At 56.2% G+C, this 16,452-nt stretch carries 30 protein-coding genes and 1 pseudogene; all 31 read right to left on the reverse strand.

Translation table 11 applies throughout. The annotated features are described in order from the left end of the window. Window positions 1-25: 25 nt before the first annotated feature. Window positions 26-490 carry a bacterioferritin gene (bfr, locus tag ACF8RA_RS00185; RefSeq protein WP_003255449.1) on the reverse strand — a complete coding sequence of 155 codons (465 nt, stop codon included), beginning with the start codon at window positions 488-490 and terminating at the stop codon, window positions 26-28. Between the two features lie 163 nt (window positions 491-653). Beyond that, entirely contained in the window at window positions 654-2,093 is a 1,440-nt protein-coding gene (locus ACF8RA_RS00190; RefSeq protein WP_339443336.1) for a catalase, read from the reverse strand. A gap of 172 nt (window positions 2,094-2,265) precedes the next feature. Further along, window positions 2,266-2,652: a 50S ribosomal protein L17 gene (gene rplQ / locus ACF8RA_RS00195; protein ID WP_003255451.1), complete on the reverse strand. Its 387-nt coding sequence runs from the start codon at window positions 2,650-2,652 to the stop codon at window positions 2,266-2,268. 42 nt (window positions 2,653-2,694) lie between these two features. Further along, a complete protein-coding gene (locus ACF8RA_RS00200) occupies window positions 2,695-3,696 on the reverse strand; it encodes a DNA-directed RNA polymerase subunit alpha (RefSeq protein WP_003255452.1) in 1,002 nt (333 codons plus the stop codon). Window positions 3,697-3,718: 22 nt separating this feature from the next. Beyond that, complete coding sequence (gene rpsD / locus ACF8RA_RS00205) at window positions 3,719-4,339, reverse strand: 30S ribosomal protein S4 (RefSeq protein WP_003255453.1); 621 nt, start codon at window positions 4,337-4,339, stop codon at window positions 3,719-3,721. Between the two features lie 15 nt (window positions 4,340-4,354). Continuing rightward, entirely contained in the window at window positions 4,355-4,744 is a 390-nt protein-coding gene (rpsK, locus tag ACF8RA_RS00210; protein WP_003255454.1) for a 30S ribosomal protein S11, read from the reverse strand. Window positions 4,745-4,762: 18 nt separating this feature from the next. Next, the gene (gene rpsM, locus ACF8RA_RS00215) at window positions 4,763-5,119 is read right to left on the reverse strand and encodes a 30S ribosomal protein S13 (RefSeq protein ID WP_012316515.1); all 357 of its coding nucleotides are present in this window, start codon (window positions 5,117-5,119) and stop codon (window positions 4,763-4,765) included. A 131-nt stretch (window positions 5,120-5,250) separates the two neighbouring features. Continuing rightward, a complete protein-coding gene (rpmJ, locus tag ACF8RA_RS00220; protein WP_002555468.1) occupies window positions 5,251-5,367 on the reverse strand; it encodes a 50S ribosomal protein L36 in 117 nt (38 codons plus the stop codon). A 28-nt stretch (window positions 5,368-5,395) separates the two neighbouring features. Continuing rightward, on the reverse strand, window positions 5,396-6,727 hold the full coding sequence (secY, locus tag ACF8RA_RS00225) for a preprotein translocase subunit SecY (protein WP_003257108.1): 1,332 nt from the start codon (window positions 6,725-6,727) through the stop codon (window positions 5,396-5,398). Then, the gene (gene rplO / locus ACF8RA_RS00230; protein ID WP_003255461.1) at window positions 6,728-7,162 is read right to left on the reverse strand and encodes a 50S ribosomal protein L15; all 435 of its coding nucleotides are present in this window, start codon (window positions 7,160-7,162) and stop codon (window positions 6,728-6,730) included. It lies immediately after the preceding gene. A 3-nt stretch (window positions 7,163-7,165) separates the two neighbouring features. Next, window positions 7,166-7,342 (reverse strand): 50S ribosomal protein L30, encoded by a 177-nt coding sequence (rpmD, locus tag ACF8RA_RS00235; protein WP_003255463.1) that lies wholly within the window; start codon window positions 7,340-7,342, stop codon window positions 7,166-7,168. Window positions 7,343-7,344: 2 nt separating this feature from the next. Next, complete coding sequence (gene rpsE / locus ACF8RA_RS00240; protein WP_003255465.1) at window positions 7,345-7,845, reverse strand: 30S ribosomal protein S5; 501 nt, start codon at window positions 7,843-7,845, stop codon at window positions 7,345-7,347. 3 nt (window positions 7,846-7,848) lie between these two features. Then, window positions 7,849-8,199: a 50S ribosomal protein L18 gene (rplR, locus tag ACF8RA_RS00245; RefSeq protein WP_003255467.1), complete on the reverse strand. Its 351-nt coding sequence runs from the start codon at window positions 8,197-8,199 to the stop codon at window positions 7,849-7,851. A 10-nt stretch (window positions 8,200-8,209) separates the two neighbouring features. Continuing rightward, the gene (rplF, locus tag ACF8RA_RS00250) at window positions 8,210-8,743 is read right to left on the reverse strand and encodes a 50S ribosomal protein L6 (protein WP_003255469.1); all 534 of its coding nucleotides are present in this window, start codon (window positions 8,741-8,743) and stop codon (window positions 8,210-8,212) included. A 12-nt stretch (window positions 8,744-8,755) separates the two neighbouring features. Continuing rightward, entirely contained in the window at window positions 8,756-9,148 is a 393-nt protein-coding gene (rpsH, locus tag ACF8RA_RS00255; protein ID WP_003255471.1) for a 30S ribosomal protein S8, read from the reverse strand. Between the two features lie 208 nt (window positions 9,149-9,356). Next, window positions 9,357-9,662 (reverse strand): 30S ribosomal protein S14, encoded by a 306-nt coding sequence (rpsN, locus tag ACF8RA_RS00260; protein ID WP_110637824.1) that lies wholly within the window; start codon window positions 9,660-9,662, stop codon window positions 9,357-9,359. A 13-nt stretch (window positions 9,663-9,675) separates the two neighbouring features. Next, a complete protein-coding gene (rplE, locus tag ACF8RA_RS00265) occupies window positions 9,676-10,215 on the reverse strand; it encodes a 50S ribosomal protein L5 (protein ID WP_003255474.1) in 540 nt (179 codons plus the stop codon). A 20-nt stretch (window positions 10,216-10,235) separates the two neighbouring features. Further along, window positions 10,236-10,550, reverse strand: coding sequence for a 50S ribosomal protein L24 (gene rplX / locus ACF8RA_RS00270; protein ID WP_003255476.1), 315 nt, complete (start codon window positions 10,548-10,550; stop codon window positions 10,236-10,238). A gap of 11 nt (window positions 10,551-10,561) precedes the next feature. Continuing rightward, window positions 10,562-10,930, reverse strand: coding sequence for a 50S ribosomal protein L14 (gene rplN, locus ACF8RA_RS00275; protein WP_002555479.1), 369 nt, complete (start codon window positions 10,928-10,930; stop codon window positions 10,562-10,564). 23 nt (window positions 10,931-10,953) lie between these two features. Further along, window positions 10,954-11,220: a 30S ribosomal protein S17 gene (gene rpsQ, locus ACF8RA_RS00280; protein ID WP_003255478.1), complete on the reverse strand. Its 267-nt coding sequence runs from the start codon at window positions 11,218-11,220 to the stop codon at window positions 10,954-10,956. Window positions 11,221-11,222: 2 nt separating this feature from the next. Beyond that, on the reverse strand, window positions 11,223-11,414 hold the full coding sequence (rpmC, locus tag ACF8RA_RS00285) for a 50S ribosomal protein L29 (protein ID WP_002555481.1): 192 nt from the start codon (window positions 11,412-11,414) through the stop codon (window positions 11,223-11,225). Next, on the reverse strand, window positions 11,414-11,827 hold the full coding sequence (gene rplP / locus ACF8RA_RS00290) for a 50S ribosomal protein L16 (RefSeq protein ID WP_003255479.1): 414 nt from the start codon (window positions 11,825-11,827) through the stop codon (window positions 11,414-11,416). The genes rpmC and rplP overlap by 1 nt, the downstream gene beginning before the upstream one ends. A 12-nt stretch (window positions 11,828-11,839) precedes the next feature. Beyond that, window positions 11,840-12,526 carry a 30S ribosomal protein S3 gene (gene rpsC / locus ACF8RA_RS00295; RefSeq protein ID WP_003255481.1) on the reverse strand — a complete coding sequence of 229 codons (687 nt, stop codon included), beginning with the start codon at window positions 12,524-12,526 and terminating at the stop codon, window positions 11,840-11,842. Window positions 12,527-12,539: 13 nt separating this feature from the next. Next, a complete protein-coding gene (rplV, locus tag ACF8RA_RS00300; protein ID WP_003103908.1) occupies window positions 12,540-12,872 on the reverse strand; it encodes a 50S ribosomal protein L22 in 333 nt (110 codons plus the stop codon). Window positions 12,873-12,883: 11 nt separating this feature from the next. Beyond that, window positions 12,884-13,159, reverse strand: coding sequence for a 30S ribosomal protein S19 (gene rpsS / locus ACF8RA_RS00305; protein ID WP_003255482.1), 276 nt, complete (start codon window positions 13,157-13,159; stop codon window positions 12,884-12,886). Between the two features lie 16 nt (window positions 13,160-13,175). Next, the gene (gene rplB / locus ACF8RA_RS00310) at window positions 13,176-14,000 is read right to left on the reverse strand and encodes a 50S ribosomal protein L2 (RefSeq protein ID WP_003255483.1); all 825 of its coding nucleotides are present in this window, start codon (window positions 13,998-14,000) and stop codon (window positions 13,176-13,178) included. 14 nt (window positions 14,001-14,014) lie between these two features. After that, window positions 14,015-14,314, reverse strand: coding sequence for a 50S ribosomal protein L23 (gene rplW / locus ACF8RA_RS00315; RefSeq protein ID WP_003255484.1), 300 nt, complete (start codon window positions 14,312-14,314; stop codon window positions 14,015-14,017). Then, window positions 14,311-14,913: a 50S ribosomal protein L4 gene (gene rplD, locus ACF8RA_RS00320; protein WP_003255485.1), complete on the reverse strand. Its 603-nt coding sequence runs from the start codon at window positions 14,911-14,913 to the stop codon at window positions 14,311-14,313. Before rplD ends, rplW begins: the two co-directional genes overlap by 4 nt. A 12-nt stretch (window positions 14,914-14,925) precedes the next feature. Next, a complete protein-coding gene (gene rplC / locus ACF8RA_RS00325) occupies window positions 14,926-15,561 on the reverse strand; it encodes a 50S ribosomal protein L3 (RefSeq protein WP_003255486.1) in 636 nt (211 codons plus the stop codon). 80 nt (window positions 15,562-15,641) lie between these two features. Next, the gene (rpsJ, locus tag ACF8RA_RS00330; protein WP_003186070.1) at window positions 15,642-15,953 is read right to left on the reverse strand and encodes a 30S ribosomal protein S10; all 312 of its coding nucleotides are present in this window, start codon (window positions 15,951-15,953) and stop codon (window positions 15,642-15,644) included. A gap of 142 nt (window positions 15,954-16,095) precedes the next feature. Then, window positions 16,096-16,452, reverse strand: a pseudogene (locus ACF8RA_RS00335) (elongation factor Tu); the annotation flags it as partial.

The raw sequence follows: 16,452 nt of genomic DNA on the forward strand, positions 1-16,452 counted from the left end.
GCTTTTACTTGTGTCTGTGGATAACTTACATCTGCGACTGCAGATAGTTTTCCAGCCCGATGGCCTTGATCAGGCCCTGCTGCTTCTCGAGCCAGTAAGTGTGATCTTCTTCGGTGTCGGCCAGCTGCGCACGCAGGATGTCACGACTGACGTAATCCTTGTGCAATTCGCACAGCTCGATGCCTTTGCAAAGCGCACCGCGCACCTTGTATTCGAGCTTGAGGTCTGCCTCGATCATTTCCGGCACGGTGCTGCCGACCTCCAGGTCATCCGCACGCATGTCAGGGGTCCCTTCGAGCATGAGGATACGACGCATCAGGGCATCGGCGTGCTGCGTCTCTTCCTCCATCTCGTGGTTGATGCGCTCGTAGAGCTTGGACAGGCCCCAGTCTTCGTACATGCGCGAATGAATGAAGTACTGGTCGCGTGCCGCCAGTTCGCCCTTCAACAGCGTGACGAGATAGTTGATTACATCCGGGTGGCCTTGCATCGCCCTGATTCTCCATGTGAAAACGTCTATGCCACATAGTGTGAACCAGCTTTTGTCTACGGTCACTGAAAAACGCGCAATCAGACGCAAAAAATCGGTTAAACAGTAGTGATATTCATTGAAAAACCGCCCAAATGAGGGCGGTTCTTCTTATCACTTCGACTTAGGCGAGATTGATGCCCAAAGCCTTCGCAATCCCTTCACCGTAGGCCGGATCCGCCTTGAAGAAGTACTGTAACTGACGCTGGATCACGTCTTCGCTGACGCCCGCCATGGTACCGGCGATGTTGCTGATCAGCAGGGCCTTCTGCTCATCGCTCATCAAACGGAACAAAGCGCCGGCATGGCTGAAGTAGTCGGTGTCTTCGCGGTGATCGTAGCGATCAGCCGAACCATTCATGGCCAATGCTGGCTCAGCATGACGTGGGGACTGTTTCGGGGCGCCGCTGTAGCTGTTTGGTTCATAGTTCGGTGCACTACCGTAGCCACCGGTGGCCATGGAGCCGTCGCGCTGATAGCTGTTAACCGGGCAGCGTGGCGCGTTGACTGGCAATTGCTGGTGATTGGTACCCACGCGATAGCGGTGCGCATCAGCGTAGGCGAATACGCGGCCTTGCAGCATGCGGTCTGGCGAAAGACCGACGCCGGGCACCATATTGCTCGGCCCGAACGCAGCCTGCTCGACCTCTGCGAAATAGTTGAGCGGGTTACGATTGAGCTCCAGCACACCCACCTCGATGAGCGGATAGTCCTTCTGCGACCATGTCTTGGTCACGTCGAATGGGTTCTCGTCACGGCTAGCAGCCTCGGCTTCGCTCATCACCTGAATGCAGACCGTCCAGCGCGGGTAGTCGCCACGTTCGATGGCCTCAAACAGATCTCGCTGAGCGTAATCCGGGTCGGTACCTGCAAGGCGTGCAGCGTCTGCCGGGGTGAGGTTCTTGATGCCTTGTTGAGTCTTGAAGTGCCACTTGACCCAAGTGCGCTCACCCTTTGCATTGATCAGGCTGTAGGTGTGGCTGCCAAAGCCATGCATATGGCGGTAGCCGTCCGGAATGCCACGGTCGGAAAAGAGGATGGTTACCTGGTGCAGCGCTTCAGGAGAGTGCGACCAGAAATCCCACATCATCTGAGCGTTCTTCAGGTTGGACTGCGGATGGCGCTTCTGGGTGTGGATAAAGTCCGGGAACTTCAGTGGGTCGCGAATGAAGAATACTGGCGTGTTGTTACCGACGATGTCCCAGTTGCCTTCCTCGGTGTAAAACTTCACCGCGAAACCGCGCGGGTCACGCTCGGTATCTGCCGAACCGCGCTCGCCACCAACGGTGGAAAAACGTAAGAAAGTCTCAGTTTGTTTACCGATCTCTTCGAACAGCTTGGCGCTGGTATAGCCGGTAATATCGTGAGTAACGGTAAAAGTGCCATAGGCACCCGAGCCTTTGGCATGGACGCGGCGTTCTGGAATGTTCTCGCGGTTGAAATGGGCGAGCTTCTCGATCAGGTGGAAGTCGTCGAGCAGCAGCGGACCGCGCGGGCCGGCGGAGCGGGAGTTCTGGTTGTCGGCTACAGGTGCACCGCTAGCGGTAGTGAGAATCTTGCTCATGGGCTCTCCTTATCGGTCTTCAAACGCCGGCTAATCGGCTGTGAAGAGAGTATTGCCGAGCGAGATCACAGGGACAAATTTATTACATGACTTACATCAATAGAAATAAACAATGGCCATACAAACAAAAAACCGGGCACTAGGCCCGGTTTTTTGTAGCAGACAGAACGTCTTACTCAGCAGCTTCTACAGCACCGCCGACCGGACGATCAACCAGCTCGACGTACGCCATAGGCGCGTTGTCGCCAGCGCGGAAACCGCACTTCAGGATGCGCAGGTAGCCGCCCTGACGGGTGGCGTAACGCTTGCCCAGATCGTTGAACAGTTTGCCAACAGCGGACTTCGAACGGGTACGGTCGAAGGCCAGACGACGGTTAGCAACGCTGTCTTCCTTGGCCAGGGTGATCAGCGGCTCGGCAACGCGGCGCAGTTCCTTGGCTTTCGGCAGGGTGGTTTTGATCAGCTCGTGCTCGATCAGCGACACTGCCATGTTCTGGAACATAGCCTTGCGGTGAGAGCTGGTGCGGCTCAGGTGACGTCCACTTTTACGATGACGCATGATTCATTCCTTACCAAACACTACGTTCGGTGATTACGACGATCAGGCGGTCGCCTTGTCGTCTTTCTTAAGACTTGCAGGCGGCCAGTTGTCGAGGCGCATGCCGAGAGACAGACCACGAGAGGCCAGAACGTCCTTGATTTCAGTCAGGGACTTCTTACCCAGGTTAGGAGTCTTCAACAGCTCTACTTCGGTACGCTGAATCAGGTCGCCGATGTAGTAGATGTTCTCCGCCTTGAGGCAGTTGGCCGAACGTACAGTCAGTTCCAGGTCGTCAACCGGACGCAGCAGGATCGGATCGATCTCGTCTTCCTGCTCGACTACGACAGGCTCGCTGTCACCCTTGAGGTCGACGAACGCGGCCAGCTGCTGTTGCAGAATGGTCGCAGCGCGGCGGATAGCCTCTTCAGGATCCAGGGTGCCGTTGGTTTCCAGATCAATGACCAGTTTGTCCAAGTTGGTACGCTGTTCAACACGGGCGTTCTCGACCACATAGGCGATACGACGCACCGGGCTGAACGAAGCGTCCAACTGCAGACGGCCAATGCTACGGCTTTCGTCTTCGTCGGTTTGACGGGAGTCGGCCGGCTCGTAACCACGACCACGAGCTACAGTGAGCTTCATGTTCAGAGCGCCGTTCGACGCCAGGTTCGCGATTACGTGATCGGGGTTGACGATCTCGACATCGTGATCCAGCTGAATATCGGCAGCGGTAACCACCCCCGAACCCTTTTTCGACAAGGTCAGCGTAACTTCGTCACGACCATGCAGTTTGATAGCCAGGCCTTTCAGGTTCAACAGGATTTCAATTACGTCTTCCTGAACACCTTCGATCGCGGAGTACTCATGGAGTACGCCATCGATCTCGGCCTCGACTACTGCACAGCCAGGCATGGAGGACAACAGGATGCGGCGCAGCGCGTTGCCCAGGGTATGGCCGAAACCACGCTCGAGAGGCTCGAGCGTAATCTTGGCGCGGGTCGGACTGACTACCTGCACATCAATATGGCGGGGAGTCAGGAACTCATTTACCGAAATCTGCATGGATGCACCTATTTTCTAGCCCTTACTTGGAGTAGAGCTCGACAATCAGGTTTTCGTTGATGTCGGCAGACAGGTCGCTGCGAGCAGGAACGTTCTTGAAAACGCCCGACTTTTTAGCAGCATCCACGTCAACCCACTCAACGCGGCCACGCTGGGCGCACAGTTCAAGGGCTTGAACAATGCGCAACTGGCCCAGCGATTTCTCGCGGACTGCGACCACGTCACCCGGACGAACTTGGTAGGATGGAATGTTTACAGTTTTACCGTTGACGCTGATCGCTTTGTGCGAAACCAGCTGACGGGACTCGGAACGAGTCGAGCCGAAGCCCATACGGTAAACGACGTTATCCAGACGGCACTCGAGCAGTTGCAGCAGGTTCTCACCGGTTGCGCCTTTTTTCGAGGCAGCAGCTTGGTAGTAACCGCGGAACTGACGCTCCAGAACACCGTAGATACGACGGACTTTTTGTTTCTCACGCAGCTGGGTGCCGTAGTCGGACTGACGGCCACGGCGCTGGCCGTGGATACCTGGGGCTGCTTCGATATTGCACTTCGATTCCAGAGCGCGAACGCCGCTCTTCAGGAACAGGTCAGTGCCTTCACGACGAGACAGTTTGCATTTTGGACCAATGTAACGTGCCATTCTTCTGTCTCCTGATTACACGCGACGCTTCTTCGGCGGACGGCACCCGTTGTGCGGGATTGGCGTCACGTCGGTGATGCTGGCGATCTTGTAGCCGCAGCTGTTCAATGCACGAACGGCGGACTCACGACCTGGACCTGGACCCTTGACGTTAACGTCGAGGTTCTTCAGACCGTATTCCAGCGCAGCTTGACCAGCACGCTCAGCAGCGATCTGGGCTGCGAACGGGGTGGATTTGCGCGAACCACGGAAACCCGAACCACCGGAGGTCGCCCAGGACAAAGCATTGCCCTGACGGTCGGTGATGGTCACGATGGTGTTGTTGAAAGAAGCATGGATGTGGGCGATGCCATCAACCACTGTCTTTTTGACTTTCTTACGAGGACGAGCAGCAGGTTTTGCCATGTCTATATTCCTGGGCGATTACTTGCGGATCGGCTTACGCGGGCCCTTACGGGTGCGTGCGTTGGTCTTGGTGCGCTGACCGCGAACCGGCAGACCTTTACGATGACGCAGGCCGCGGTAGCAACCCAGGTCCATCAAGCGCTTGATCTTCATGTTGACGTCACGACGCAGGTCACCTTCGGTGGTGAACTTCGCGACTTCGCCACGCAGGGTTTCGATTTGCTCGTCGCTCAGATCCTTGATCTTAGCGGCTGGGTTTACACCAGCGTCTGCACAAATCTTCTGTGCAGTTGTGCGACCGACACCATAGATGTAGGTCAGCGAGATAACAGTATGCTTGTTATCTGGAATGTTGACGCCTGCAATACGGGCCATTCAGTGGGACTCCAATTGACAGCTACCTACGCCCCGGAAGCCAAGAAATAGGGCGCGAGATAATATCGCTGTAGAAACGAATAATCAACCCAGCAGCACACTAGCTGCTGGGTTTGAAGCGCAGATCACACTCAGCCTTGGCGCTGTTTGTGACGCGGTTCCGCGCTGCAGATCACTCGTACGACGCCTTCGCGACGGATGATCTTGCAGTTACGGCACAGCTTTTTCACCGATGCACGAACTTTCATTACCGACTCCTCGAACCTTAGGGGCGTATCAGCGCAGCAGACCGCTGCCACCGTAGCCTTTCAGGTTGGCTTTCTTCATCAGGGATTCGTACTGGTGCGAAACGAGGTGCGATTGTACTTGGGACATGAAGTCCATCACAACCACTACCACAATCAGCAACGAGGTCCCGCCAAGGTAGAACGGCACATTTGCTGCCACCACCAGGAACTGGGGCAGAAGGCAGACGGCCATCATGTAAAGAGCACCGAACATGGTCAAACGGGTCAGAACGCCATCAATGTAGCGCGCCGACTGCTCACCAGGACGGATGCCCGGAATAAAGGCACCGGACTTCTTCAGGTTTTCCGCTACGTCTTTCGGGTTGAACATCAACGCTGTGTAGAAGAAGCAGAAGAAAATGATCCCTGCACTAAACAGCAGAATGTTCAACGGCTGACCAGGAGCGATCGACTGCGAGATGTCCTGCAGCCAGCCCATACCTTCGGACTGACCAAACCAGGCACCCAGCGAAGCCGGGAACAGCAGAATGCTGCTCGCGAAAATGGCCGGGATAACCCCCGCCATGTTCACCTTCAACGGCAAGTGGCTGGTCTGCGCAGCGAAGACCTTGCGGCCCTGCTGACGCTTGGCGTAATGAACGGCGATACGACGCTGACCACGCTCAATGAACACCACAAAACCGATAATCGCTACTGCCAGCAGACCGATAGCGACCAGGGCGAAAATGTTGATATCGCCTGTGCGTGCAGACTCGAAAGACTGCCCGATTGCTCTCGGAAGACCGGCAACGATACCTGCGAAGATCAACATCGAGATACCGTTGCCCACACCGCGCTCGGTGATCTGCTCGCCCAGCCACATCATGAACATCGCGCCTGCCACGAAAGTGGAAACAGCGACGACGTGGAAGCCCAGGCCTACAGAAAACGCCACGCCCTGGTTGGCCAGGCCAATGGACATGCCAATGGCTTGGACCAGTGCCAGGATAACGGTGCCGTAGCGGGTGTACTGGCTGATCTTGCGACGGCCAGCTTCACCTTCCTTCTTCAACTGCTCCAGTTGCGGGCTGACCGCCGTCATCAACTGCATGATGATCGATGCCGAAATGTACGGCATGATCCCCAGTGCAAAGATGCTCATGCGTTCGAGCGCGCCACCGGAAAACATGTTGAACAAGCTAAGAATGGTCCCCTCATTCTGCCGAAACAGATCCGCCAGACGGTCCGGATTGATGCCGGGAACCGGGATATGCGCACCTATCCGATAGACGATGATCGCCATGAACAGAAAGCGCAGACGAGCCCAGAGTTCCGACATCCCGCCCTTACCGAGCGAAGAGAGAGCACCTTGCTTAGCCATTTATTCCTCGAATTTGCCGCCAGCTGCTTCGATAGCCGCACGCGCACCCTTGGTGGCTGCGATACCCTTGATGGTGACTGCGCGAGTAACTTCGCCAGACAGCATGATTTTCACACGCTGAATGTGCTGGTTGATCACGTTGGCATCCTTCAGGGATTGCACGGAGATCACGTCGCCTTCCACTTTAGCCAGCTCGGACAGACGCACTTCGGCGCGGTCCATGGCCTTCAGGGAAACGAAGCCGAACTTCGGCAGGCGACGGTGCAGCGGCTGTTGACCGCCTTCGAAGCCAGGAGCGATCGAACCACCCGAACGGGAAGTCTGACCTTTGTGGCCACGGCCGCCGGTCTTACCCAGACCGCTACCGATACCACGACCTGGACGATGCTTCTCGCGACGGGAACCCGGCGCTGGACTCAGATCATTGAGTTTCATCGATTAGCCCTCGACCTTCAGCATGTAGTAAGCCTTGTTGATCATCCCGCGGTTCTCGGGAGTATCCTGGACTTCTACAGTGTGACCGATGCGACGCAGACCCAGGCCTTTAACACACAGCTTGTGGTTAGGCAGACGGCCCGAGACGCTCTTGATCAGCGTTACTTTTACGGTTGCCATGATCAGAAGATCTCCTCGACGCTCTTGCCACGCTTGGCGGCAATGGATTCAGGAGATTGCATGGCTTTCAGACCCTTGAAGGTGGCGTAAACCACGTTCACTGGGTTGGTCGAACCGTAGCACTTGGCCAGAACGTTCTGAACACCAGCAACTTCCAGGACAGCACGCATTGCGCCACCGGCGATGATACCGGTACCTTCCGAGGCAGGCTGCATGTAAACCTTCGAGGCGCCGTGGGCAGCCTTGGTGGCGTACTGCAGGGTGGTGCCCTTCAGGTCAACCTGGATCATGTTGCGGCGAGCAGCTTCCATGGCTTTCTGGATCGCGGCTGGTACTTCGCGCGACTTGCCACGGCCGAAGCCAACACGACCTTTACCATCACCCACCACGGTCAGCGCGGTGAAAGTGAAGATACGGCCGCCTTTTACGGTTTTGGCAACGCGGTTAACTTGAACCAGCTTCTCGATGTAGCCTTCGTCGCGCTTTTGATCGTTATTTGCCATAACTTAGAACTCCAGCCCGCCTTCACGAGCAGCATCAGCCAGCGCTTTGACGCGGCCATGGTACTTGAAGCCGGAACGGTCAAAGGCAACTTGAGATACACCGGCGGCTTTCGCACGCTCAGCTACCAGCTTGCCAACCTTAGTGGCCGCGTCGATGTTGCCAGTGGCGCCATCACGCAGGTCTTTGTCCAAGGTCGAGGCGCTTGCCAGAACCTTGCTGCCGTCGGCCGAAATGACCTGGGCGTAGATGTGCTGCGAGGAGCGGAACACGCACAGGCGCACGACTTCGAGTTCGTGCATCTTGAGACGTGCTTTGCGAGCGCGACGCAGTCGAATAACTTTTTTGTCGGTCATTTACTAGGCCCTACTTCTTCTTGGCTTCTTTACGACGGACTACTTCGTCCGCGTAACGCACACCTTTACCTTTGTAAGGCTCTGGCGGACGGAAGTCGCGGATTTCAGCGGCCACCTGACCTACCAGCTGCTTGTCGATACCCTTGATCAGGATGTCGGTCTGGCTAGGTGTTTCAGCGGTGATACCGGCTGGCAGTTCGTAGTCCACTGGGTGAGAGAAGCCCAGGGCCAGGTTCAGGACGGTGCCTTTAGCCTGTGCCTTGTAACCAACACCGACCAGCTGGAGCTTGCGCTCGAAGCCTTGGCTTACGCCTTGGACCATGTTGTTGACCAGAGCGCGGGTGGTACCGGCCATGGCACGAGCTTGCTGGTCACCATTGCGAGCGACGAAACGCAGCTCACCAGACTCTTCGGTAACTTCAACAGACGAGTGAACGTTCAGTTCGAGAGTACCTTTGGCACCCTTCACCGAAAGCTGCTGACCGGCGAATTTGACTTCGACACCGGATGGCAGCTTAACGGGGTTCTTAGCGACGCGAGACATGTCTATCCCCCCTTAGAACACTGTGCACAGAACTTCGCCGCCGACACCGGCAGCGCGCGCAGCGCGATCCGTCATCACACCTTTGTTGGTGGAGACGATAGACACGCCCAGACCGCCACGTACTTTCGGCAGATCGGTGACGGCCTTGTACTGGCGCAGGCCTGGACGGCTGGAGCGCTTCAGTTCCTCGATGACCGGACGGCCTTCGAAGTACTTCAGTTCGATCGACAGGGAAGGCTTGGCCTCACCAGTTACCTGGTAGCCAGCGATGTAACCTTCGTCCTTCAGAACTTTGGCAACCGCGACCTTCAGGGTAGAGGAAGGCATGCTTACGACGGACTTTTCAGCCATCTGGGCATTACGGATGCGAGTTAGCATGTCCGCTAACGGGTCCTGCATACTCATGGGCTAGATGCTCCTGATACAAGAATTATTAGCCTTGCGGCTATGACAACCACCCGAACGGATTGGGCAAAAACCCAGGCTCAGGTGAGCCGGTCATTCTAGACACAAGGCAGAAACGAAACAAGCCCCATATAGGGGCTTGTTTGTTGGCGAGGTCACCGGCGGTCGGAAGATTGCTCCCCTTCCACCAGCGCCTTGCCTGCAGCGATTACCAGGAGGCCTTGACCAGACCCGGCACGTCACCACGCATTGCAGCTTGACGCAGCATGTTACGGCCCAGGCCGAACTTACGGTATACACCGTGAGGACGACCGGTCAGGCGGCAACGGTTGCGCAGGCGCGAAGCGCTAGCGTCACGTGGCTGCTTCTGCAGAGCGACAACGGCAGCAAAACGCTCTTCTGGAGAGGCATTCTGGTTAACGATGGTCGCTTTCAGCTCAGCACGCTTCTTGGCGAACTTTGCTACCGTGAGCTGACGCTTCAGCTCGCGGTTCTTCATGCTCTTCTTGGCCATTTTCCTACTCCAATCAGTTGCGGAACGGGAACTTGAAAGCACGCAGCAGAGCGCGGCCTTCGTCGTCCGAACGAGCAGTGGTGGTCAGGGTGATGTCCAAACCGCGCAGAGCATCGATCTTGTCGTAGTCGATTTCCGGGAAGATGATCTGCTCTTTCACGCCCATGCTGTAGTTGCCACGACCATCGAAGGACTTGGCATTCAGGCCGCGGAAGTCGCGAACCCGAGGCAGGGAGATCGCCAGCAGGCGGTCCAGGAATTCGTACATCTTGTCGCTACGCAGGGTCACCTTGACGCCGATCGGCCAGCCTTCGCGGACTTTGAAGCCAGCGATGGATTTGCGAGCGAAAGTCACGACCGGCTTTTGACCGGTGATCTTTTCCAGGTCGGCAACAGCGTGCTCGATGACTTTCTTGTCGCCGATCGCTTCGCCCAGACCCATGTTCAGGGTGATCTTGGTAACGCGCGGAACTTCCATCACGTTCGACAGCTTAAGTTCTTCCTTAAGCTTAGGAGCGATTTCGTTCCGGTAAATCTCTTTCAGTCGTGCCATGGTCTTCTACCTAGCAGTGTTCAAGCATCAACCGCTTTTTGGGTCGACTTGAAGACACGAATTTTTTTACCGTCTTCTACTTTGAAACCAACGCGGTCAGCCTTGTTGGTTTCACCGTTGAAGATGGCAACGTTGGAAGCGTGCAGAGGCGCTTCTTTCTCGACGATACCGCCCTGTACGCCCGCCATCGGGTTAGGCTTGGTATGACGCTTGACCAGGTTCACGCCACCGATAACCAGACGGTCATCAGCCAGAACCTTCAGCACCTTACCGCGCTTACCTTTGTCTTTGCCGGCGATCACGATGATCTCGTCGTCACGACGAATCTTTTGCATGTCGGATCTCCTTACAGCACTTCAGGGGCGAGCGAGACGATCTTCATGAACTTCTCAGTACGAAGCTCACGGGTCACTGGCCCGAAGATGCGAGTGCCGATCGGCTCTTGCTTGTTGTTCAGCAGAACAGCAGCGTTGCCGTCGAAACGAATGATGGAACCGTCAGCGCGACGAACACCGTGACGGGTACGTACGACAACAGCGGTCATCACTTGGCCTTTTTTGACCTTACCGCGCGGAATTGCTTCCTTGACGGTAACCTTGATGATGTCACCGATGCCGGCGTAACGGCGGTGCGAACCGCCGAGTACCTTGATGCACATGACGCGACGAGCGCCGCTGTTATCGGCCACATCGAGCATGGATTGAGTCTGAATCATAAAATTTCTCCGACCCCTAGCCCTTAGACTTCAACAGCGCGTTCGAGGACTTCAACCAGTGCCCAGGACTTGGTCTTGGCCAGCGGACGGGTTTCACGGATGGAAACCTTGTCGCCGATCTTGCACTGGTTGGCTTCGTCGTGCGCGTGCAGCTTAGTCGAACGCTTAACGTATTTACCGTAGATCGGGTGCTTTACGCGACGCTCGATCAGAACGGTGATGGTCTTGTCCATTTTGTCGCTGACGACACGGCCAGTCAGCGTACGGACGGTTTTTTCAGCTTCAGCCATGATCACTTACCTGCCTGCTGGTTGAGCACAGTTTTCACGCGAGCGATGTCACGCTTAACTTGCGAGAGCAGGTGCGACTGCCCCAACTGGCCAGTTGCTTTCTGCATACGCAGATTGAACTGGTCGCGCAGCAAGCCGAGCAGTTGCTCGTTCAGTTGCTGTGCCGATTTTTCACGAAGTTCATTCGCTTTCATCACATCACCGTCCGCTTAACAAAGGAGGTGGCGAGAGGCAGCTTTGCAGCAGCCAGGGCGAAAGCTTCGCGCGCCAGCTCTTCAGAAACACCCTCGATCTCGTACAGGACTTTGCCTGGCTGAATCTGGGCAACCCAGTACTCCACGGAGCCCTTACCTTTACCCATACGAACCTCGAGAGGTTTCTTGGAGATCGGCTTGTCCGGGAACACACGGATCCAGATCTTACCGCCACGCTTAACGTGACGGGTCAGTGCACGACGTGCAGACTCGATCTGGCGAGCGGTGAGGCGACCGCGAGCAACAGCTTTCAGGGCGAATTCGCCGAAGCTGACTTTGCTACCGCGCAGTGCCAGACCACGGTTGTGGCCAGTCATCTGCTTGCGGAATTTTGTACGCTTTGGTTGCAACATTTGGCGTACCCCTTACTTAGCAGCTTTTTTACGAGGCGCTGGTGCTTGTGGTTTCAGTTCTTCTTGGCGACCACCAATAACTTCGCCTTTGAAGATCCAAACCTTCACACCGATCACACCGTAAGTGGTGTGAGCTTCGTAGGTGTTGTAGTCGATATCGGCACGCAGGGTGTGCAGAGGCACACGACCTTCGCGATACCACTCGGTACGAGCAATCTCAGCACCGCCGAGACGACCGCTCACCTGGATCTTGATGCCCTTGGCACCAATACGCATGGCGTTCTGTACCGCGCGCTTCATGGCGCGACGGAACATTACACGGCGTTCCAGCTGCTGAGCTACGCTCTGCGCAACCAGCATAGCGTCGAGTTCCGGCTTGCGGATCTCTTCGATGTTGATGTGCACAGGCACACCCATCTGCTTGGTCAGGTCCTGACGCAGCTTCTCGACATCTTCACCTTTCTTACCGATAACGATACCGGGACGAGCGGTGTGGATGGTGATGCGTGCAGTTTGAGCCGGACGATGAATATCGATACGGCTTACGGACGCGCTTTTTAGTTTGTCTTGGAGGTACTCACGCGTTTTCAGATCCTTCAACAGGTAATCTGCGTAAGTAGCACCGTCTGCGTACCAGACGGAGGTGTGCTCCTTGACGATTCCCAGGCGAATGCCAGTGGGATGTACTTTCTGACCCATCTGATCGACTCCGTTACTTGTCCGCAACCTTGACAGTGATATGGCAAGACCGCTTGACGATGCGATCAGCACGGCCTTTGGCACGTGGCATGATGCGCTTCAGCGAACGCCCTTCGTTGACGAAGACGGTGGAGACCTTCAGGTCATCAACGTCTGCGCCTTCGTTGTGTTCGGCGTTGGCTACGGCCGACTCGAGGACTTTCTTCATGATTTCAGCGGCTTTTTTGCTGCTGAAGGCCAACAGGTTGAGCGCTTCGCCCACCTTCTTCCCGCGGATCTGGTCGGCGACCAAGCGGGCTTTCTGGGCGGAGATGCGAGCGCCCGACAACTTAGCGGCTACTTCCATTTCCTTACCCCTTAACGCTTGGCTTTCTTGTCAGCCACGTGCCCGCGATAGGTGCGGGTACCGGCGAACTCGCCCAGTTTGTGGCCGACCATGTCTTCGTTCACGAGAACTGGAACATGCTGGCGACCGTTGTGAACCGCGATGGTCAGACCGACCATTTGTGGCAGGATCATCGAGCGACGCGACCAGGTTTTAACTGGCTTGCGATCGTTCTTCTCCACCGCCACTTCGACCTTCTTCAACAGGTGAAGATCGATAAAAGGACCTTTTTTCAGAGAACGTGGCACTGTCGTATCCCTCTAGTTACTTGCGACGACGGACGATCATGTTGTCGGTACGCTTATTACCACGGGTTTTAGCACCCTTGGTTGGGAAGCCCCATGGCGATACCGGATGACGACCACCGGAGGTACGACCTTCACCACCACCGTGTGGGTGGTCAACCGGGTTCATGGCAACACCACGAACGGTTGGGCGAACGCCGCGCCAGCGTTTGGCACCAGCCTTACCCAGCGAACGCAGGCTGTGCTCGGAGTTCGAGACTTCGCCCAGGGTCGCACGGCACTCAGCCAGGACTTTACGCATTTCACCAGAGCGCAGACGCAGGGTCACGTAGACACCTTCGCGAGCGATCAGCTGAGCCGAAGCACCAGCGGAACGAGCGATCTGAGCACCTTTACCCGGCTTCAGTTCGATGCCGTGAATGGTGCTACCTACTGGAATGTTGCGCAGCTGCAGGGAGTTACCGGCCTTGATTGGGGCCAGGGCACCTGCGATCAGCTGGTCGCCAGCGCTCACGCCCTTAGGCGCGATGATGTAGCGACGCTCACCGTCTGCGTAGCACAGCAGGGCGATGTGAGCAGTACGGTTCGGATCGTATTCGATACGCTCGACAGTGGCTGGAATGCCATCTTTGTCGTTGCGACGGAAGTCGACCAGACGGTAATGCTGCTTGTGACCACCACCAACGTGACGAGTGGTAATGCGGCCATTGTTGTTACGACCACCAGACTTCGATTTTTTCTCGATCAGCGGTGCGTGAGGAGCGCCTTTGTGCAGCTCCTTGTTGACCACCTTGACCACGAAACGGCGGCCAGGGGAAGTCGGTTTGCATTTAACGATTGCCATGATGCACCCCTTCCTTACTCAGCACTGCTGCTGAAATCGAGATCTTGGCCTGGCTGAAGGGAGACGATCGCCTTCTTCCAGTCATTACGCTTGCCCAGACCACGTGCGGTACGCTTGGTTTTACCCAGAACGTTAACAGTCGACACGTTTTCAACTTTTACGTTGAACAGGCCTTCGACAGCTTTCTTGATTTCCAGCTTGGTTGCATCAGTAGCAACCTTGAATACGAACTGGCCTTTCTTCTCAGCCAGAACGGTAGCCTTCTCGGAAACGTGCGGGCCAAGGAGGACTTTGAATACGCGTTCCTGGTTCATCCCAGCAGCTCCTCGAATTTCTTCACGGCCGAGACAGTGATCAACACTTTCTCGTATGCGATCAGACTGACCGGGTCGGAACCTTGTACGTCACGTACATCGACGTGCGGCAGGTTACGAGCAGCCAGGTACAGGTTCTGATCAACAGCGTCGGAAACGATCAATACATCGCTCAGACCCATGCCGTTCAGCTTGTTCAGCAGATCTTTGGTTTTCGGTGCTTCAACAGCGAAGTCCTGAACCACGACCAGACGGTCGCTACGCACCAGCTCAGCGAGGATGGAGCGCAGAGCTGCGCGATACATCTTCTTGTTGAGCTTCTGCGAGTGATCTTGTGGGCGAGCTGCGAAGGTTACACCACCGCCACGCCAGATCGGACCACGAGTGGTACCAGCACGAGCACGGCCAGTACCCTTCTGACGCCATGGGCGCTTACCGCCACCAGCCACGTCGGAACGGGTCTTCTGCTGCTTGGTGCCCTGACGGCCGCCGGCCATGTAGGCCACGACTGCTTGGTGAACCAGCGTCTCGTTGAATTCGCCACCGAAAGTCAGTTCGGAAACTTCGATCGCCTGAGCGTCATTTACATTAAGTTGCATGTCAGTTTCCCCTTAACCGCGAGCCTTGACAGCTGGACGTACAACCACGTCGCCGCCAGTAGCGCCAGGTACGGCACCCTTGATCAGCAGCAGGTTGCGCTCAGCGTCTACGCGAACTACTTCCAGGGACTGAACAGTCACGCGCTCGGCGCCCATGTGACCGGACATTTTCTTGCCCTTGAACACACGACCAGGAGTCTGGCACTGGCCGATGGAACCAGGAACACGGTGCGACACGGAGTTACCGTGGGTGTTGTCCTGACCACGGAAGTTCCAGCGCTTGATGGTACCGGCGAAGCCTTTACCTTTGGACTGACCAGTAACGTCAACCAGCTGGCCTGCAGTGAAGAGTTCAGCTTTGATCAGATCGCCAGCCTGGAAATCGCCTTCTTCAAGACGGAACTCCCAAACACCGCGACCAGCGGCAACGTTGGCCTTGGCGAAGTGGCCTGCCTGAGCGGCAGTCACACGCGAAGCACGACGCTCGCCGACAGTGACTTGCACTGCACGGTAGCCATCGGTTTCTTCAGTTTTGAACTGGGTGACGCGATTCGGCTCGATCTCAATGACCGTGACCGGAATGGAGACACCTTCTTCGGTGAAAATGCGGGTCATACCGCACTTGCGACCGATTACACCAATAGTCATGTTGTAAACCTCATGAGTGTACGGGGCTTTCACCCGCTATGGCCGCCCATTTCAGAGCGTTACACGACTAGACCGAAGTCTTAGCCGAGGCTGATCTGTACTTCCACACCTGCCGCCAGATCAAGCTTCATCAGCGCGTCAACGGTTTTATCCGTTGGCTGGACGATGTCCAGAACACGCTTATGAGTGCGAATCTCGTACTGGTCGCGCGCGTCTTTGTTGACGTGCGGGGAAACCAGAACGGTGAAACGCTCTTTGCGGGTAGGCAGTGGAATTGGACCACGCACTTGTGCACCAGTACGTTTCGCGGTTTCCACGATTTCCTGGGTGGATTGGTCGATCAGGCGATGGTCGAAAGCCTTCAACCTGATACGGATTTGCTGATTTTGCATTGGATTTCAGACTCCAGGCTGTTCCCAACGGACGCACTACGCCCGCTAAAAGGAGGCGTGATTCTATAGACGCCCCCATTTAGTGTCAACCCAATAAAAAAAACCCCCGCTGAGCGGGGGTTTTTTTCAATCGGTCGAGTGATTACTCGATGATTTTGGCCACAACGCCGGCGCCGACGGTACGACCGCCTTCACGGATAGCGAAGCGCAGACCGTCTTCCATTGCGATGGTCTTGATCAGGGTAACAGTCATCTGAATGTTGTCACCTGGCATTACCATTTCAACGCCTTCCGGCAGTTCGCAGTTACCGGTCACGTCAGTGGTACGGAAGTAGAACTGTGGACGGTAGCCTTTGAAGAACGGAGTGTGACGGCCGCCTTCTTCCTTCGACAGGACGTAGACTTCTGCGGTGAACTTGGTGTGCGGCTTGACCGAACCTGGCTTGACCAGAACCTGACCACGCTCAACGTCGTCACGCTTGGTACCACGCAGCAGAAC

Source organism: Pseudomonas sp. FYR_5 (genome assembly GCF_043106315.1).
GTDB classification, from domain to species: domain Bacteria; phylum Pseudomonadota; class Gammaproteobacteria; order Pseudomonadales; family Pseudomonadaceae; genus Aquipseudomonas; species Aquipseudomonas putida_Y.

Coding starts and splice junctions, on each gene's coding strand:
- bfr (WP_003255449.1), bottom strand. CDS start 490: ATGCAAGGCCACCCGGATGTAATCAACTATCTCGTCACGCTGTTGAAG.
- ACF8RA_RS00190 (WP_339443336.1), bottom strand. CDS start 2,093: ATGAGCAAGATTCTCACTACCGCTAGCGGTGCACCTGTAGCCGACAAC.
- rplQ (WP_003255451.1), bottom strand. CDS start 2,652: ATGCGTCATCGTAAAAGTGGACGTCACCTGAGCCGCACCAGCTCTCAC.
- ACF8RA_RS00200 (WP_003255452.1), bottom strand. CDS start 3,696: ATGCAGATTTCGGTAAATGAGTTCCTGACTCCCCGCCATATTGATGTG.
- rpsD (WP_003255453.1), bottom strand. CDS start 4,339: ATGGCACGTTACATTGGTCCAAAATGCAAACTGTCTCGTCGTGAAGGC.
- rpsK (WP_003255454.1), bottom strand. CDS start 4,744: ATGGCAAAACCTGCTGCTCGTCCTCGTAAGAAAGTCAAAAAGACAGTG.
- rpsM (WP_012316515.1), bottom strand. CDS start 5,119: ATGGCCCGTATTGCAGGCGTCAACATTCCAGATAACAAGCATACTGTT.
- rpmJ (WP_002555468.1), bottom strand. CDS start 5,367: ATGAAAGTTCGTGCATCGGTGAAAAAGCTGTGCCGTAACTGCAAGATC.
- secY (WP_003257108.1), bottom strand. CDS start 6,727: ATGGCTAAGCAAGGTGCTCTCTCTTCGCTCGGTAAGGGCGGGATGTCG.
- rplO (WP_003255461.1), bottom strand. CDS start 7,162: ATGAAACTCAATGATCTGAGTCCAGCGCCGGGTTCCCGTCGCGAGAAG.
- rpmD (WP_003255463.1), bottom strand. CDS start 7,342: ATGGCAACCGTAAAAGTAACGCTGATCAAGAGCGTCTCGGGCCGTCTG.
- rpsE (WP_003255465.1), bottom strand. CDS start 7,845: ATGGCAAATAACGATCAAAAGCGCGACGAAGGCTACATCGAGAAGCTG.
- rplR (WP_003255467.1), bottom strand. CDS start 8,199: ATGACCGACAAAAAAGTTATTCGACTGCGTCGCGCTCGCAAAGCACGT.
- rplF (WP_003255469.1), bottom strand. CDS start 8,743: ATGTCTCGCGTCGCTAAGAACCCCGTTAAGCTGCCATCCGGTGTCGAA.
- rpsH (WP_003255471.1), bottom strand. CDS start 9,148: ATGAGTATGCAGGACCCGTTAGCGGACATGCTAACTCGCATCCGTAAT.
- rpsN (WP_110637824.1), bottom strand. CDS start 9,662: ATGGCCAAGAAGAGCATGAAGAACCGCGAGCTGAAGCGTCAGCTCACG.
- rplE (WP_003255474.1), bottom strand. CDS start 10,215: ATGGCACGACTGAAAGAGATTTACCGGAACGAAATCGCTCCTAAGCTT.
- rplX (WP_003255476.1), bottom strand. CDS start 10,550: ATGCAAAAGATTCGTCGTGACGACGAGATCATCGTGATCGCCGGCAAA.
- rplN (WP_002555479.1), bottom strand. CDS start 10,930: ATGATTCAGACTCAATCCATGCTCGATGTGGCCGATAACAGCGGCGCT.
- rpsQ (WP_003255478.1), bottom strand. CDS start 11,220: ATGGCTGAAGCTGAAAAAACCGTCCGTACGCTGACTGGCCGTGTCGTC.
- rpmC (WP_002555481.1), bottom strand. CDS start 11,414: ATGAAAGCGAATGAACTTCGTGAAAAATCGGCACAGCAACTGAACGAG.
- rplP (WP_003255479.1), bottom strand. CDS start 11,827: ATGTTGCAACCAAAGCGTACAAAATTCCGCAAGCAGATGACTGGCCAC.
- rpsC (WP_003255481.1), bottom strand. CDS start 12,526: ATGGGTCAGAAAGTACATCCCACTGGCATTCGCCTGGGAATCGTCAAG.
- rplV (WP_003103908.1), bottom strand. CDS start 12,872: ATGGAAGTAGCCGCTAAGTTGTCGGGCGCTCGCATCTCCGCCCAGAAA.
- rplB (WP_003255483.1), bottom strand. CDS start 14,000: ATGGCAATCGTTAAATGCAAACCGACTTCCCCTGGCCGCCGTTTCGTG.
- rplW (WP_003255484.1), bottom strand. CDS start 14,314: ATGAACCAGGAACGCGTATTCAAAGTCCTCCTTGGCCCGCACGTTTCC.
- rplD (WP_003255485.1), bottom strand. CDS start 14,913: ATGCAACTTAATGTAAATGACGCTCAGGCGATCGAAGTTTCCGAACTG.
- rplC (WP_003255486.1), bottom strand. CDS start 15,561: ATGACTATTGGTGTAATCGGTCGCAAGTGCGGTATGACCCGCATTTTC.
- rpsJ (WP_003186070.1), bottom strand. CDS start 15,953: ATGCAAAATCAGCAAATCCGTATCAGGTTGAAGGCTTTCGACCATCGC.